The following is a 14915-nucleotide window of genomic DNA, read 5'->3' on the forward strand; positions in this document are numbered from 1 at the left end:
GTGTTCTTGAGCTCCAGGATCTCGCCCTTGACGTCCACCGTGATCTTCTTGGACAGGTCCCCGGCGGCCACCGCCGTCGTCACCTCGGCGATGTTGCGCACCTGGCTGGTCAGGTTGCCGGCCATATCGGCCTGGCCGCCGAGCTTGCCCTCGGTGCCCACTTCCCGGGCCACGCGGGTGACCTCTGCGGCGAAGGAGCGCAGCTGGTCCACCAGCGTGTTGACGGTGTTCTTCAGCTCCAGGATCTCGCCCTTGCCGTCCACCGTGATCTTCTTGGACAGGTCGCCCGCGGCCACCGCCTTCGTCACGTCGGCGATGTTGCGCACCTGGCTGGTCAGGTTGCCCGCCATCGAGTTCACCGAGTCGGTCAGGTCCTTCCAGGTGCCGGAGACGCCCTCCACGCGCGCCTGGCCGCCCAGGATGCCCTCGGTGCCCACCTCGCGCGCCACGCGCGTCACCTCGGACGCGAAGGAGCGCAGCTGGTCCACCATCGTGTTGATCGTGTTCTTCAGCGTCAGGAACTCGCCCTTGACGTCCACCTCGATCTTCTTGGACAGGTCGCCCTTGGCCACCGCGGTAGTCACGTCGGCGATGTTGCGCACCTGCGAGGTCAGGTTCGAGGCCATCGAGTTGACCGAGTCGGTCAGGTCCTTCCAGGTGCCGGCCACGCCCTTCACGGTGGCCTGGCCGCCGAGCTTGCCCTCGGTGCCCACTTCGCGCGCCACGCGCGTGACCTCCGCGGAGAAGTCGCCGAGCTGCTCGACCATCGTGTTGATGGTCTTGGCGGTACGCAGGAACTCGCCCTGCAGCGGCCGGCCCTCGACCTCGAGCGCCATGCTCTTGGAGAGGTCGCCCTGCGCCACGGCGCCGATCACGCGCGCCACTTCGGAAGTGGGGTGCACCAGGTCATCGATCAGCGAGTTGATGCTGTCGACGGATTCGGCCCAGAAACCACGGGGTGCACGCAGTGCGGCGCGCTGCTTGAGCTTGCCTTCCTTGCCGACCACCTGGCGTAGCCGCGCGAGCTCCTGCGCCATGTCGGCGTTCTGCTCGACGACCTGGTTGAAGACCTCGGCCACCCGTCCCGCCAGCCCGGACCAGTGAAGCGGCAACCGCACGTCGGCCCGGCCATCGCGCAGCGAGGTCAATGCGCACAGCAGCGCGGCCAGTTCGTCGGCCGGTGCCAGCACGGGATGATCTTCGATGACGTTCATGGTGCTCCCTGTCAAAGTCGTGGGCGCACGACACCGCATTCCAGCGACTGTGGAAACAGGGAGACAACAGGTTCGAGACGCCGCGAACCCGCGCAAGCAGGGCAACGACGCAGCAGGATCCGTCGTCTTCGCGGTAATTTCTGCCGTCCGGCTTACCGGTTCGACGCCGCCAAACGTCTCGACGCCCCCTCTCCTCCCGGCGCGGCGCGCGCATGCCGCTTTCGAGCGGCGGAGGGGGATAGCAAGTGGTGTGCCGTTGTGGAGCAAGCCAGGTTTCCCTGCTGGCTCCAAAGGACGGGAGCGCGCGGCAGGGAGGCTGTCGCGAGGCCCGCAAGCATTTCCCGCTCGCCCATCGGCTGCCGACCTACTCTCCAACCAACAATCCAATCTTTTCAGGTAGTAGTCGTAGTGGATGCGGCCCTTTCCTGTGGACAAGTGGATTTTCTTTTGTTTATCAACAACTTACGTGGCCGCAGGCCTGTGCAGCCGGGCCTTGCGGCAGGAACGCGGAACGAGAACAACTCGCCCGCATCGGCTTTTCCTGTGGATAACTGCCCGGTTGTCCGGGATCTGTCCACAGACTTGTCCCGGGGGCACTTCACGATCCGGGATTCCGGGGAGGGGCGAAGAGGTTTCGGCGGGAAAGAGGCAGCGGTGAGGAGCCCGAGGCAACTGCTTTTCACGCAGGCAGCATTCAGATGCTGCCCCTTCAAGCGTACGCCCCTGAAAAGTTCTCCCGCACATCGGCGATGATTTCCTGGAAGTACCACTTGATCTTGGTTGCACCTTTAGGTCGGATGGTCCTGGGATGCCAAGTGCGGTAGCACCGGATGCGTCCGATGTTGAATCTCCATAGCGCTCGGGGCTCAATCACAACATCGGTCTTGTACTCCGGGAAGTACCTCTTAATGAGGTGATCGTAGTTCGGCCCGCACGCGAAGATGATGACGTCGGGCTGGAGGAGTTCGACCTCGTAGCGGAAAAGCTTATCGGAGAAAGCGTCCAGATGGTCCGAATATTTCCTGGAATTCCTTGAGCGTCCTGCGCCTCGGTCCACGTCCATCCTCTGAAGGTTGCTCCAGACGATTGAGCCCCGGATTCCTCCCCCCAGCTTCTGCTCGACGAGGCGGTACTTCTTGAGGAAAGCACTACGCCACCTCGGCATCCGCATCAATCTCGCGTAGTTCTCCAGCAGCGGGATGAGCGGCTCCTCTTTCTGGAGCGTGCTCCCCAGCTTCCCGACCCATCCGGCTGTTTCCTGTCCGACGAAGAGGATGCGTACCGGCGCCTTGAAGTACTCGTCAGAAATGTTCAGGAGGAAGGGGGAAGACAGCTTTGCCTGCTGCGCCTCCGTGAAGCCGCCGGCCTCCTTGAGTTCATGGAGGGCCTGCCGGTAGAAGGCATTGAGTTTTTCTTGGACTTCGCCCGCACTCATTCTTGACTCCCTGAGCGGCACATGCCGCACCGGGGAGCATCGCACACTTGTAAGCGCAGTTACAAATCCTGAGTACCCGGCCTCATCGTCCGCTTTGAGGGACCGCAGAAGCGCCCAGGACAAGCGCTCTGTATACCCTGCACACACCTCAGCAGGAGAAACGAAGAGGGAGCACAGAAACTCAGCGTGCGAGGCGCTCCAACTGCCCTACTGTGTCGGTCAGAGCCCTTGCCATGGGGACAGCTCGCTCGCCGAAGATCCGCGCCAGCTCGGCGTAGTACCACAGCGTTCCCTCCCGACCGGCCGTGAAGCGGTCAAAGACGGCCGGGCCGATGCCCTGCAAATCCGACAAGATCGCTCGCGCGTTGCTGAGCTTGTCGCAGCCGGACACCAGCAGCACGTCGTCGCCGATCTCAGCCAGATGGGTGAGGTAGGCTCTCTTGCGCTCAACCCACGGTGCCTTGGTGCCGTTCTCGTCGGGCATCCCGTCGGTGCAGCCGCGCACCAGCGCCAGCACTCTCCCGCCGAAGGCCGCCTCGATTTCAGGCTCGTACTGCGGCCCTCCGTCTTCCAGCACGTCATGCAGTAGGGCTGCGATCTGCTGATCCTCATCGCCGCCGTACTCGGCCACCAGGGCGGCCACGGCAACGGGATGCGTGATGTAGGGGATCGCAGTGCCCTTGCGACTCTGGCCCTCGTGGGCTCGCGCGGCCAGGGCAATGGCTTGGGTGTAGCGGGGGGTCATGTTCCTCCTCGGGGATCGTCCCAGGCAGTTTGCCTGCACGACAAGCTCCGTCGCGGCATCGCCGGGCTGGGCAGTCGGCTCTGAAACGAACTTGGAGAGTTCTGGCCGGACGGGAGGGAGGGAGGGAGGGAGGAAACCGGAAGCTCCGGGGCAGAACCGGAGCGTCCCGGAAATGGACCAGACACGCGGACTTCCGGACGCACAAAGCAAAACGCCAACCCGTGTAGGTTGGCGTTAATGCTAGGAAATTCCTGGTGGCCAAGGGCGGAATCGAACCACCGACACGCGGATTTTCAATCCGCTGCTCTACCAACTGAGCTACTTGGCCGAAGAAGTGCAACTATACATCAATTCCCGGCCGTGCGTCTAGTCCTCGAGAAATCGACGCCCAGCTGCTTGAGCTTGCGGTACAGGTGCGTGCGCTCCAGCCCGGTCTTCTCGGCCACGCGCGTCATGCTGCCGTTCTCCTTGGCCAGGTGGTACTCGAAGTAGGCCTTCTCGAAGGCGTCGCGCGCCTCGCGCAGCGGGCGGTCGAGCCCGAAGCTCTGCTCGGGCTGCGGACCGAGCAGCGGCGCGAGGTCGGGCATCGTGGCGCCGCCCGGCAGCGCCGCCACCTCCACGGCCAGCTCGACCTCCCGCACCACCGGCGCGGGGCGGGTGCTCGGACGCGCCAGGCCCTGCTCCACCGCGCGCAGCAGCTTCTGCAGCGTCACCGGCTTCTCCAGGAAGGCGAGCGCGCCGTACTTCGTGGCCTCGACCGCGGTGTCGATCGTGCCGTGTCCGGACATCATGATGACGGGCATCGTCAGCTGCGCCGTGGCACCCCACTCCTTGAGCAGCGTGATGCCGTCCACGTCGGGCATCCAGATGTCCAGCAGCACCAAGTCGGGCCGCTGCCGCTCGCGGAAGGCGCGCGCCTGCGCGGCGTTCTCGGCCAGCTCGACCTGATGGCCTTCGTCGGAGAGGATCTCCGACAGCAGCGCGCGGATGCCGTGTTCGTCGTCTACAACCAGTATCGTGGCCATGGGGCATCAACCTTCTCGGCAAGCGGCGCCTTCGATTCCGGGCTCAGAGGGCGGTACGTGAGGAATGGCAAATTTTGAAAATGATATAGAAACCTGCGCGCCCGCCGGCGCGGTGCCTTCGCCCTCGCCCAGGTTGCCGAGGCGGATGCGGGCAAAGTGCTCGTCGGCGATCTTCTTGACGACGGCCAGCCCGAGCCCGGTGCCGCGCGTCTTGGTCGTGACGTAGGGCTCGAAGGCGCGCTTGAGCACCTTGTCGGAGAAGCCGGGGCCGTTGTCGCTCAGCACCAGCCTGACGGCGCGCGGCGCGCCGTCCTCGTGGCGCGCGACCTCGGTGCGCAGCAGCACATGGCCGTCGCTGCGCTCGGCCACCGCGTCGAGGGCGTTCTGGAGCAGATTGTGGATCACCTGGCGCAGCTGGCTGGCGTCGCCGAGCACCGGCGGGACGTCCGCCCCGGGCTCGAAGCGCAGCGTGCCCGCCTCCTGCGCCGCGCCGTAGAGGCCGAGCACCTCCAGCGCGAGCGCGTTGAGGTCCACCGGCTGCATCTGCGCCGAGGGCAGGCGCGCGTAGTCGCGGAACTCGTTGACGAGGCGCTGCATCGCACCGACCTGGCTGACGATGGTCGCCACCGAGCGCACCAGCATCTGGCGGTCGACGCCCTCGAGCTTGGCCTCGAGCTTGTGCTGCAGCCGCTCGGCCGAGAGCTGGATCGGCGTGAGCGGGTTCTTGATCTCGTGCGCGACGCGGCGCGCCACCTCGCTCCAGGCGAGCGAGCGCTGCGCGCTGACGACGCCGGAGATGTCGTCGAACACGATCAGCCGCGCGTCGCCGGGCAGCCAGGCACCGCGCACCAGCAGCGTGACCGGCTCGCGCTCGCCCTTCGCATCGGGCGGCGGCTGGAGCTGGAAGGACTGCTGCCACGGCTCGCTCGCGCCCTCCCCGCGGCCGGCGGCATGCTGCTCGAACTGTTGCGCGATCTCGGCGGCGAATTCGGCGAGCCCGGGCACCAGCGCGAGCGGGCGGCCGGCCCAGGCCGACAAGGGCAGGCGCAGGATGCGGGTGGCGCCGGGGTTGACCGACTCGATCAGCCCGTCGCGGCTGAACACGATCACGCCGGCGGTCAGGTTGTCCAGGATGGTCTGCAGGTGGGTGCGCGCGGCGTCGAGCTCGACGAGGCTGCGCTGCGCGGTCGTGCGCGCCTCGGCGAGCTGCTCGGTCATCAGCGCGAACGAGCGCGTCAGGCCGCCGAGCTCGTCGCGCGACGCGAACACCTGGGTGGGGCGCAGGTCGCCGCGCGCGACCTGGCGCACGCCCTCGGCCAGCAGCAGCAGCGGCCGCGCCAGCTGGTTGCCGAGCACCACCGCGAGCAGCACCGCGCCGAACACCGCCAGGATCAGCGCCAGCGTCAGCGTGCCGATGTACATGCGCTTGAGCCCGTCGCGGGCGAGCGCGCGCTGCTGGTACTCGCGGTAGGCGTTCTGCACCGCCAGCGCGTTGGCCGCCAGCGTCGGCGGCAGCGCCTGCGTGAACTGCAGGAAGCGGTCGCCCTCGGCGAGCGCGAAGCGGGAGGACGGCAGGTGCACGAGGGCGCGGATGCGGGGCCTGCCGCCGTCCTCGTCGAGCCCCTCGATCTGCGCGACGACGCGCTGGCCGCGGGCCTCGCGCAGCTGGGCCGCGGAGGGCCGCTCGGGCGCGAAGCTCAGCCGGTTGACGCCGGCGGTGGCGAGCGTCTGGCCGCTGCCGCCGAACAGCGTCGCGTCCTGCGCGCCGAGTTGCTCGCGCAGGCGCTCGAGCACGAGCGGGTGCGCCGCGTCGCGGCTGTCGGGGAGCCGGTCCACGGCCTGGCGCGTCTTGGCGGCGAAGTCGTTGACGAGCGTGTCGAGCGTGACGCGGCCGAGGCTCAGCCCGGCGTCGAGCGCGCTCTCCATCTCGACGTCGAACCAGCTCTCGATCGAGCGCGACACGAACTGGTAGGACACGGTGTAGATCAGCAGCCCCGGCATCAGGCCGACCACTGCGAAGATGCCGGCGAGCTTGAGCAGCAGCCGGCTGCCGAACTTGCCCCGCCACACCCGCGCGAGCAGCCGCGCCGCGGCGATGCCGATGACGAGCACGAGCACCACCGCGACGCCGACGTTGACCCACAACAGCCACTCGTAGTGCTGCTCGTAGAGCTGCCGGTTGTTGGTGGCGATCGCCAGCAGGAAGGCCAGCACCAGGACACCGCCGGTGACGGCTACCAGCGAGATGATCCAGGCCCAGCGGGTCGCTTTGGTCATGGAAGGGAGGGCAGGAACAGGGGCGCCGCGCGCTCAGCGCGACACGTCTTGGAGCGGCACGGTCTCCGAGGCCTCGAGCTGCCAGTCCGCCTGGCCGCCGATGCCGATCTGGAAGGGACGCGGCAGTTGCGAGGTGTCGAGCCGGTAGTCGAGCTCGACGTAGTGGCGCTCGCCGCTCCTGATGCGCTCCGGCTCGGCGATCTTCCAGCCGATCGTACGATGGATTGCGCCGAGGGCCTCGGGCAGCGCGTCGTAGTTCTGCCCCAGGCTGCCGAAATTGACACGGTAACGGCGCGTCAGCGGCTGGTAGGACAGCCGCCAGGAGCGCATCGCGCCCGCCACCTGACGGTCGCGCCAGTACCAGCGCGAGCGGTAGACCCGCGCCTCGGCGACGAAGTACAGCGGCACGCCCTTGAGCAGTGCGTCCTCGACGACGCGCGGCAGCGCGAAGTGCGCCGCGAAGGACAGCTGCACGCCGTCCTCGCCGAGCAGCGCCCTCACCTCCCGCAGCTCCAGCGTCGCGGCGCGCACCGGCAGCGCGGCAAGAGCCGCCAGCAGCCACAGCGCCAGCAGGCGGGCGAGCCGCCCGCCGCCCGGGCCGCCCGCCCGACCGCACGCGGCAACGGGGGAAGGACGGCGGAAAACCCGGAAGGCGTGCTGCAAGGCGGGACTCTTCGTGAACGGAGCGTCAGGCGCCACCCTTCTCGAGCAGCGCGTAGAAGAAACCGTCGTGGACGGCCGCGGCGGCGGTCGCGGCCGCCTCGCCGCCATTCTCGGGCAAGGGCAGGCAGTGACCGGGTGCCGGCAGCGCCACGGCATTGGCATGACGTTGCAAAAAAGCATCGATCTGCGCCTCGCCCTCGGCGCGGAACACCGAGCAGGTGCAGTACAGCAGCCGCCCGCCGGGCTTGAGCAGCGGCCACAGCGCGTCGAGCATGTCGCGCTGGATCTGCGCGAGCTGCGCGATGTCGCTGTCGCGGCGCAGCCAGCGCACGTCCGGATGGCGGCGCACGATGCCCGAGGCGCTGCAGGGCGCGTCCATCAGGATCGCGTCGAACAGGCGGCCGTCCCACCACAGCGCCGGCTCGCGCGCGTCGGCCGCCTTCAGCTCGGCGGCGAGGCCGAGCCGCCCGAGCGTGTCGCCCACGCGCGCGAGGCGCGCGGGGTCGCTGTCGAGCGCGAGCAGGTCGAGCTCGGCGAGCTCCAGCAGGTGCGCGGTCTTGCCCCCCGGCGCGGCGCAGGCGTCGAGCACGCGCGCGCGCGGCGCAAGCGGGGCGCCCTCGAGCAGCAGCGGCGCCGCCCACTGCGCGGCGAGGTCCTGCACCGAGACCTCGCCCTCGGCGAAGCCGGGAATCTGCGTCACCGGGCGCGGCGCGGCGAGCTTCAATCCCCAGGGTCCGACCCGCTCGGCCTCGATGCCGGCCCGCGCGAAGCGCTCGGCGATGCGCTCGACGCTGGTGCGGCGCGCGTTGACGCGCAGCGTCATCGGCGGCTGGCGGTTGTTGGCCGCGAGCAGCGCCTCGGCCTCGCGCGGCCAGTCGCGGCGCAGCCGCTCGATCCACCAGCGCGGATGGTTGAAGCGCGCCACCGGGTCGCCCTCGGTGGCGGCGACGAGCGCGTCGCGCTCGCGCAGGAAGCGCCGCAGCACCGCGTTGACGAAGGAGGCGCTGGCGCGCTCGCGGCGCTTGACCGCGTCCACTGCCTGGTCGACCAGCGTGTGCGGCGCGTAGGGCGCGGCCTCGGGCTGCCACAGCAGCGCGAGCGCCGTGGTCAGCAGCGCGTCGACCGCCGGCGGCGGTGCGCGCTTGGCGAGGCGGCGGCGCAGCGCGTCGGCGCGGCCGAGCTGGCGCATCACCTGGAAGCTCAGCGCCTGCGTGCCGGGGCGGGCGGCGGCAGGGCAGGCGGCCAGCGCCTCGTTGAGCGAGCGGCCGGCGCGCACGGCCGCCAGCGCATCGGCGGTGTGTTGGAGCAACTGCCACAGCGGCAGGCTGGAAGGGGGGGAGGCAATCACGGGCGGCAGTCTAAGCGCCCGCCGCCGCTTGCAAGCGGCGAGGGGCATCGGCGCCGGGCCGCCGCGCCGGCCTCGTGTCCTTGCAGCGAGGCTTCGGACCGGCTCAGAAGGGCATGCGCGCGGCCGCCCGCCCGGCCTCCTCGTCCGCGACCTTCAGCAGGCCGGCCCTGCGGAAGCCGAACACGCGCGAGAGCAGTCGCGTCGGGAACTGCTGCGCGGCGGCGTTGTAGTCCTGCACTGCGCCGTTGAAGGCCTGGCGCGCGAAGGCGATGCGGCCCTCGGTGCCGGAGAGCTCCTCGCCGAGCCGGCTCAGCGTCTCGTCGGCCTTGAGCTCCGGGTAGTTCTCGGCCATCGCCGTCAGGCGCTCGAGCGAATTGCCGAGCGCCTGCTCCGCCACCGTCAGCGCGCCGAGCGCGGCGGCACGGGTCGGGCGGGCGCGGGCATGGTCGGCCGCGACGCTGGCCTGGTCACGCGCCGCGAGCACCGCCTCCAGCGTCTCGCGCTCGTGCTCGACATGCTGCCGCGCGGTCTCCACCAGATTCGCGATCAGCTCGTAGCGGCGCTTGAGCGGCACGTCGAGCTGCGCGAAGGCCTCGTCGATGCGGCTGCGCAGCCGCACCAGCCGGTTGTAGGCCCCGACCGCCCAGAACAGGAGCACGGCCAGCACGCCCCAGCCGATCATCTCCTTGATGCTCACATGTGTCTCCTCTCCGCTGGAGAGGCAACTATACGCAAGGGACGCGCGCTGCCCTGCCCTCTTCGGACAGGGCGCGCGCCGGGCTCAGGTCCGGCGTGCGACGAAGGCGGCGTGGCCGCGCGCGCGCAGCTCGCACGCCGGGCACTGCCCGCAACCGTAGCCCCAGTCGTGGCGCTGCGAGCGGTCGCCGAGATAGCAGGTGTGGGTGTGCTCGACGATCAGCGCGTCGAGCGCCTCGCCGCCCAGCGCATGCGACAGCGCCCAGGTGTCGGCCTTGTCGAGCCACATCAGCGGCGTCTCGATCGTCATCGGCGCGTCCATGCCGAGGCTGAGCGCGACCTGCAGCGCCTTGAGCGTGTTGTCGCGGCAGTCCGGGTAGCCGGAATAGTCGGTCTCGCACATGCCGCCGACCAGCACCGAGGCGCCGCGCCGGTAGGCCAGGGCGCCTGCGAAGCCGAGGAACAGCAGGTTGCGCCCGGGCACGAAGGTGTTGGGCAGGCCGCTTCGCGCCATCTCGATCGCGCGGCCGTCGGTCAGCGCGGTGTCCGAGATCTGGCCGAGCAGGCCGAGGTCGAGCAGGTGGTCCTCGCCGAGCTTCGCGGCCCACTGCGGGAACGCCGCGCGCAACTCGGCCAGCACGCGCTGCCGGCAGTCGAGCTCGACGCGGTGGCGCTGGCCGTAGTCGAAGCCGATCGTCTCGACGCGCGCGTAGCGGCTCAGCGCCCAGGCGAGGCAGACGGTGGAGTCCTGCCCGCCGGAGAACAGCACGAGCGCGGTGCGCGGGTCGCTCATCGCCGCCGCGCTCAGGAGCGCACCTCGCCCTGGCCGAGCACCACGTACTTCAGCGAGGTCAGGCCCTCGAGGCCGACGGGGCCGCGCGCGTGGAACTTGTCGGTCGAGATGCCGATCTCGGCGCCCAGCCCGTACTCGAAGCCGTCGGCGAAGCGGGTGCTCGCGTTGACCATCACGCTGCTGGAATCGACCTCGCGCAGGAAGCGCATCGCGCTCGGGTGGTGCTCGGTGAGGATCGCGTCGGTGTGGTGCGAACCCCAGCGGTTGATGTGCGCGATCGCCTCGTCGAGGTCGCGCACGACCTTCACGCTGATGACCGGCGCGAGGTACTCCTCGGCCCAGTCTGTTTCAAGCGCATCCACGAGCCTTGCGCCCGCCACGTCGGCGAGGATCGCCTTCGAAGCGGGGTCGCAGCGCATCTCCACGCCCTTGGCGGCGAAGACGGCGCCGATCGCAGGAAGAAAACGCGGCGCGATCGCCTCGTGCACCAGCAGCGACTCGGCCGCGTTGCAGGGGCTGTACTTCTGCGTCTTGGCGTTGTCGGTGACCTTGACCGCAAGCTGCAGGTCGGCCGTCGCGTCGACGAAGACATGGCAGTTGCCGTCGAGGTGCTTGATCACCGGCACGGTCGCCTCGCGGCTGATGCGCTCGATCAGGCCCTTGCCGCCGCGCGGGATGATCACGTCGACGTATTCGGGCATCGCGATCAGCCGGCCCACGGCGGCGCGGTCGGTGGTCTCGATCAGCTGCACGCCCGCGGCCGGCAGCCCGGCGGCTTCCAGCGCCCGCTGCACCAGCTTCCACAGCGCGAGGTTGGAGTGGATGGCCTCGGAGCCGCCGCGCAGCACGCAGGCGTTGCCGCTCTTGATGCCGAGCGCCGCGGCCTCGATCGTCACGTTCGGGCGGCTCTCGTAGATCATGCCGAACACGCCCAGCGGCACGCGCATCTGGCCGACCGTGATGCCGGTCGGGCGCCGCCGCAGGTTCGTCATCTCGCCCACCGGGTCCGGCAGCGCGGCGACCTGCGTGCAGTTCTCGGCCATCTGCTCGACCACCTTGGCGGTGATGCGCAGCCGGTCCACCATCGGCGCGGCGAGACCATTGGCCTCGGCGGCGGCGATGTCCTTGGCGTTCTCGGCCTGCAGCGCCTCGCCGCTGGCGCGGATCAGCGCGGCGAGCGCATTCAGCGCGTCGTTCTTCGCGGCGGTGGAGGCGCGCGCCATCAGCGTGGCGGCGGCGCGGGCGGCGGTGCCCACGCGGGCCATGTAGGCCGGGATGTCGGCCTGGAGATCGGAGGCAGTCATGCCCGGCATTGTCCCAAAAAGTCCCGCCGCCCGGCGCCCGCGGGGCCGCCGCGGCGGGACCCGCTCAGGCGCTCAGGCGCGCGTACTGCGCGGTGATGCGGTCCATCAGTTCGAGCAGGATCTCGCTCGAGCCGAAGACCTGCGCGGCGCGGGCGCTGCCGACCGCGCCGTCGGTGCCGCGCTCCATCGCGTTCTCGAAGAACACCCACTGCTGCTGCGCGAGGTCGAGGTCGCCGCGGATCGACGCGTTGGCCTCCGGCGCGTCGTGCAGCACCTTGAGCGCCTGCACGAACTCCGCACGCGCGTTATCGACCTCCGCCTTCGCGGTCGACACGGGCGCCTTCCAGCTCTGCGCCAGGAAGTACTTGGCGGTGCGCTGCGACAGCATGCGCTGGCGGCCGGCGATGTTGACGAGGCGGCCGACCGACTGGCCCGAATGCTTCTCGAGCTGCGTCGCGCCCTGGTTGGCGAGTTGCAGCACGCGGTTGTCGAGCGTGATCAGCGAGGGCGCGGCCGACTGCGAGGGGGCGGTCCCGACCAGCGCGGTCTTGTACTCGCCCCATGCCGCGTCGAGCGAGACATAGGTGGCCTTGATCTCCGGCGTCGGCGCGAAGGCCTTGAGCTCGACGAGCTGGCGGTCGAACAGCGCCATCGAGTCCTGCAGCACGCGCTCGGCCCGCTTGACCTCGACCCCCTGCCCCACCGCCAGCCAGGCCTTCGAGAGGCGCTGCGACAGCATGCGCTGGCGGCCGGCCTTGTTGATCGCGTCGTTCATGCTGACCACCTGCGCCTGCGACACCGGCAGCGCGGACAGCAGCAGGCCGGCGCCCCCGGCCTTCAGCAGCATGCGGCGCGAGGCGCGGGCGGAGGAGAGGTGCGTGTCGTTGTGCGTCTTGTGCGTCATGGTTGGACTCTCTGCTGGCTAATTGCTTCTTCGGGGAATAGCGGGCCGCTTCGTGCGCCGTGCCGCCGTGTCAGGCGGACCGGCGCAGGAAATGTCCCGTGATGCGGTGCCTCGGTCCGGGCAGGAGTTCTCCAGCGCCGAACAGCCGGGCGGCGTCCGCGATGCGGGCGTTTCCGGGGCTTTCATTGGCGATCTCCTTGTCCGGCCTCCCGCTCGGATCGCGCCGCGCGGGCGACGGCCTCGAACAGGATGTCGTTCTCCAGGTGCATGTGCCGGCGCAGCTCGTCCTCGAACTGCGCCAGGCCCTTGTAGAGCGTGCGCCAGGCCTCGCCGGCCTCGTGCGGCAGCCGGCCGCCGTCCAGGAGCTGCCGGACCCGCTGCACCGCGGCGTCCAGCTCCCCGTGCTCGGCATGGATCACCGCCATCGGCCCTTGGCAGACGGCGCCCGGGTTCCTCTCGAGCAGCGGAAAGAGGATCTGCTCCTCCTTCATCATGTGGCTCTCGAGTTGCTGCTGCATCGCCATCAGCAGCTCGGCGAGGCCGTGCGGGCAGTCCGCATGCGCGCCGTGCAACTGCTCGACCCGCCCCGCCAGCCGCACCAGTGCAGGCAGCTGCTCGCGGTGGCGGGCATGGAAGTGCCGCTGGATGTGCTCGATCAGCGCCGTGACCGACGCGCGGGACCAGTCGCGCTCTCCGGGCGGCAGCTCGCGCAGTTCCCGGCCCCGGTCGGGGGCCTGGCGGGTCAGGCGGGCAGTCGTTTCGTCGGGCAGGTCCACGCTCGGATTCCGGAGGTCTGTCACTGACCCCGGGAACGCAAGGGCGATGCCATCCGCAAGTGCTTGATTGATCAGGGTTGACCCGGATCAGACGGTATGCGCGACCCTCCCTGCCCGGGTTAATACCACCGTGATAAGGTGGAAATCACCATGATCCTCGACTCGCTGCTCGCCGACCTGATCAACGAGCTGCCGCACGCGGTGCGCTTCCAGCGCCTGGTGCGCGCGCTGCGCCAGCACTTCCGCTGCGATGCCGCCTGCCTGTTGCGGCTCGACAGCGAGAGCCTGCGGCCGGTGGCGGCGGAGGGCTTGGTGCGCGAGGCGCTCGGCCGGCGCTTCCTGCTCGAGCGCCATCCGCGGCTGGCGGCGATCCTCGCGAGCCGCCAGCCGGTGCGCTTCGAGGCCTGCGATCCGCGGCCCGACCCCTACGAGGGCCTGGTCGACATGCCGGGCGGCAGCGGGCTGCAGGTGCACGACTGCATGGGCGTGAGCCTGCATGTCGAGGGGCGGCCCTGGGGCGCGCTGACGCTCGACGCGCTCGCGCCCGGCACCTTCGACGCCGCGGCGCGGCAGGAGCTGCAGCGCCGCTCGCTGGTGGTCGAGGCGGCGGTGCGCGTCAGCCTGCTCGAGCAGCGCGCGCGCAGCGAACGGCAGGCGCAGGCGACGCAGCCGGCGCAGGGCCTCGCGCCCGCCGCGGACGACGAGATCCTCGGCCACAGCGCGGCGATGCGGCAGCTGCTGCGCGAGATCGACGTGGTGGCGGATTCGGAGCTGCCGGTGCTGCTGCTCGGCGAGACCGGCGTCGGCAAGGAGCTGTTCGCGCGCCGGCTGCACCGCAGCTCGCGCCGCAGCGCCAGGCCGCTGGTGCACGTGAACTGCGCGGCGCTGCCCGAGTCGCTCGCCGAGAGCGAGCTGTTCGGCCACATGAAGGGCGCGTTCTCGGGCGCCACCGCCGAGCGCGCCGGGCGCTTCGAGGCGGCGCACGGCGGCACGCTGTTCCTCGACGAGGTCGGCGAGCTGCCGCTGGCGGTGCAGGCGAAGCTTTTGCGCGCGCTGCAGAGCGGCGAGGTGCAGCGCCTCGGCGCCGACCAGCCGCGGCGCGTGGACGTGCGCGTGATCGCCGCCACCAACCGCGACCTCGGCGCCTGCGTGCACGAGGGCCACTTCCGCGCCGATCTCTACCATCGGCTGTCGGTCTACCCGGTGCACATCCCGCCGCTGCGCGAGCGCGAGGGCGACGCGCTGACGATCGCCGGTCACTTCCTGGAGCTCAACCGCACGCGGCTCGGGCTGCGCGCGCTGCGGCTCGCGCCCGAGGCGGAGGCCGCGGTGCTGTCCTACCGCTGGCCCGGCAACGTGCGCGAGCTCGAGCACGCCATCAGCCGCGCGGCGGTCAAGGCGCTGAGCCGCGGCGCGGGGCGCGGCGAGATCGTCAGCCTCGGCGTCGAGCTGCTCGACATCGAGCGGGGCGGCGCCGCCCCGGAGCCGGCGGTGGCGGCCGGCTCACCCGGGCGGCCGCCCGCCGCGCCGGCCGGCCCCCTGAAGGAGCTGGTCGAGCGCACGCAGCGCGACGCGATCGCCAGCGCGTTGTCGCTGCACCACGGCAACTGGGCCGCCGCGGCGCGCGCGCTCGAGCTCGACGCGAGCAACCTGCACAAGCTCGCGCGCCGGCTCGGGCTGAAGACAGCGGCGGCGGAGGCGCTGCCGGCCTGAGGCCGCGCCGGGCGCCGCCCGG

The 14915-nt window shown here is 70.3% G+C and carries 13 protein-coding genes and 1 tRNA gene; 1 reads left to right on the top strand and 13 read right to left on the bottom strand.

The genetic code is table 11. The features are described 5' to 3' along the window. The 13 genes from D3A59_RS15600 to D3A59_RS15660 form a co-directional block, all read right to left on the bottom strand. Positions 1-1214, bottom strand: a 1214-nt coding sequence (locus D3A59_RS15600; RefSeq protein WP_157991544.1) for a HAMP domain-containing protein, incomplete at its 3' end; no start/stop codon positions are given. 709 nt (positions 1215-1923) lie between these two features. Then, positions 1924-2649 (bottom strand): hypothetical protein, encoded by a 726-nt coding sequence (locus tag D3A59_RS15605; RefSeq protein WP_119155892.1) that lies wholly within the window; start codon positions 2647-2649, stop codon positions 1924-1926. Between the two features lie 181 nt (positions 2650-2830). After that, positions 2831-3394, bottom strand: a complete 564-nt coding sequence (locus D3A59_RS15610) for an HD domain-containing protein (protein WP_119155894.1) — start codon at positions 3392-3394, stop codon at positions 2831-2833. 252 nt (positions 3395-3646) lie between these two features. Then, positions 3647-3722 (bottom strand) — tRNA-Phe (locus D3A59_RS15615). Positions 3723-3741: 19 nt separating this feature from the next. After that, positions 3742-4419: a response regulator gene (locus D3A59_RS15620; protein WP_119155896.1), complete on the bottom strand. Its 678-nt coding sequence runs from the start codon at positions 4417-4419 to the stop codon at positions 3742-3744. A gap of 6 nt (positions 4420-4425) precedes the next feature. Further along, positions 4426-6696 carry a sensor histidine kinase gene (locus D3A59_RS15625; RefSeq protein ID WP_119155898.1) on the bottom strand — a complete coding sequence of 757 codons (2271 nt, stop codon included), beginning with the start codon at positions 6694-6696 and terminating at the stop codon, positions 4426-4428. Between the two features lie 33 nt (positions 6697-6729). Then, the gene (locus D3A59_RS15630) at positions 6730-7359 is read right to left on the bottom strand and encodes a DUF4390 domain-containing protein (protein WP_240636078.1); all 630 of its coding nucleotides are present in this window, start codon (positions 7357-7359) and stop codon (positions 6730-6732) included. A 25-nt stretch (positions 7360-7384) separates the two neighbouring features. After that, positions 7385-8755 (bottom strand): 16S rRNA (cytosine(967)-C(5))-methyltransferase RsmB, encoded by a 1371-nt coding sequence (rsmB, locus tag D3A59_RS15635; RefSeq protein WP_119155902.1) that lies wholly within the window; start codon positions 8753-8755, stop codon positions 7385-7387. 55 nt (positions 8756-8810) lie between these two features. Further along, positions 8811-9404, bottom strand: a complete 594-nt coding sequence (locus D3A59_RS15640; RefSeq protein ID WP_119155904.1) for a LemA family protein — start codon at positions 9402-9404, stop codon at positions 8811-8813. 84 nt (positions 9405-9488) lie between these two features. Beyond that, positions 9489-10196 (bottom strand): 7-cyano-7-deazaguanine synthase QueC, encoded by a 708-nt coding sequence (gene queC / locus D3A59_RS15645; protein ID WP_119155906.1) that lies wholly within the window; start codon positions 10194-10196, stop codon positions 9489-9491. An 11-nt stretch (positions 10197-10207) separates the two neighbouring features. Beyond that, entirely contained in the window at positions 10208-11500 is a 1293-nt protein-coding gene (locus D3A59_RS15650) for a glutamate-5-semialdehyde dehydrogenase (RefSeq protein ID WP_119156019.1), read from the bottom strand. Between the two features lie 64 nt (positions 11501-11564). Further along, positions 11565-12404: a type IV pili methyl-accepting chemotaxis transducer N-terminal domain-containing protein gene (locus D3A59_RS15655; protein ID WP_240636079.1), complete on the bottom strand. Its 840-nt coding sequence runs from the start codon at positions 12402-12404 to the stop codon at positions 11565-11567. A 182-nt stretch (positions 12405-12586) separates the two neighbouring features. Beyond that, the gene (locus tag D3A59_RS15660; protein WP_157991545.1) at positions 12587-13180 is read right to left on the bottom strand and encodes a hemerythrin domain-containing protein; all 594 of its coding nucleotides are present in this window, start codon (positions 13178-13180) and stop codon (positions 12587-12589) included. 150 nt (positions 13181-13330) lie between these two features. On the opposite strand from D3A59_RS15660, the gene norR reads away from it, so the two are divergent. Beyond that, on the top strand, positions 13331-14893 hold the full coding sequence (gene norR / locus D3A59_RS15665; RefSeq protein WP_119155911.1) for a nitric oxide reductase transcriptional regulator NorR: 1563 nt from the start codon (positions 13331-13333) through the stop codon (positions 14891-14893). Positions 14894-14915 lie beyond the last annotated feature (22 nt).

It is taken from the genome of Caldimonas tepidiphila, assembly GCF_003569765.1.
Lineage (GTDB): Bacteria > Pseudomonadota > Gammaproteobacteria > Burkholderiales > Burkholderiaceae_C > Caldimonas > Caldimonas tepidiphila.

Bases quoted from the DNA above. Each gene is read 5' to 3' on its own strand.
- D3A59_RS15620 (WP_119155896.1), bottom strand. From the start codon at position 4,419: ATGGCCACGATACTGGTTGTAGACGACGAACACGGCATCCGCGCGCTG.
- D3A59_RS15655 (WP_240636079.1), bottom strand. From the start codon at position 12,404: ATGACGCACAAGACGCACAACGACACGCACCTCTCCTCCGCCCGCGCC.
- D3A59_RS15650 (WP_119156019.1), bottom strand. From the start codon at position 11,500: ATGACTGCCTCCGATCTCCAGGCCGACATCCCGGCCTACATGGCCCGC.
- D3A59_RS15625 (WP_119155898.1), bottom strand. From the start codon at position 6,696: ATGACCAAAGCGACCCGCTGGGCCTGGATCATCTCGCTGGTAGCCGTC.
- norR (WP_119155911.1), top strand. From the start codon at position 13,331: ATGATCCTCGACTCGCTGCTCGCCGACCTGATCAACGAGCTGCCGCAC.
- queC (WP_119155906.1), bottom strand. From the start codon at position 10,196: ATGAGCGACCCGCGCACCGCGCTCGTGCTGTTCTCCGGCGGGCAGGAC.
- rsmB (WP_119155902.1), bottom strand. From the start codon at position 8,755: ATGCCCCTCGCCGCTTGCAAGCGGCGGCGGGCGCTTAGACTGCCGCCC.
- D3A59_RS15605 (WP_119155892.1), bottom strand. From the start codon at position 2,649: ATGAGTGCGGGCGAAGTCCAAGAAAAACTCAATGCCTTCTACCGGCAG.
- D3A59_RS15610 (WP_119155894.1), bottom strand. From the start codon at position 3,394: ATGACCCCCCGCTACACCCAAGCCATTGCCCTGGCCGCGCGAGCCCAC.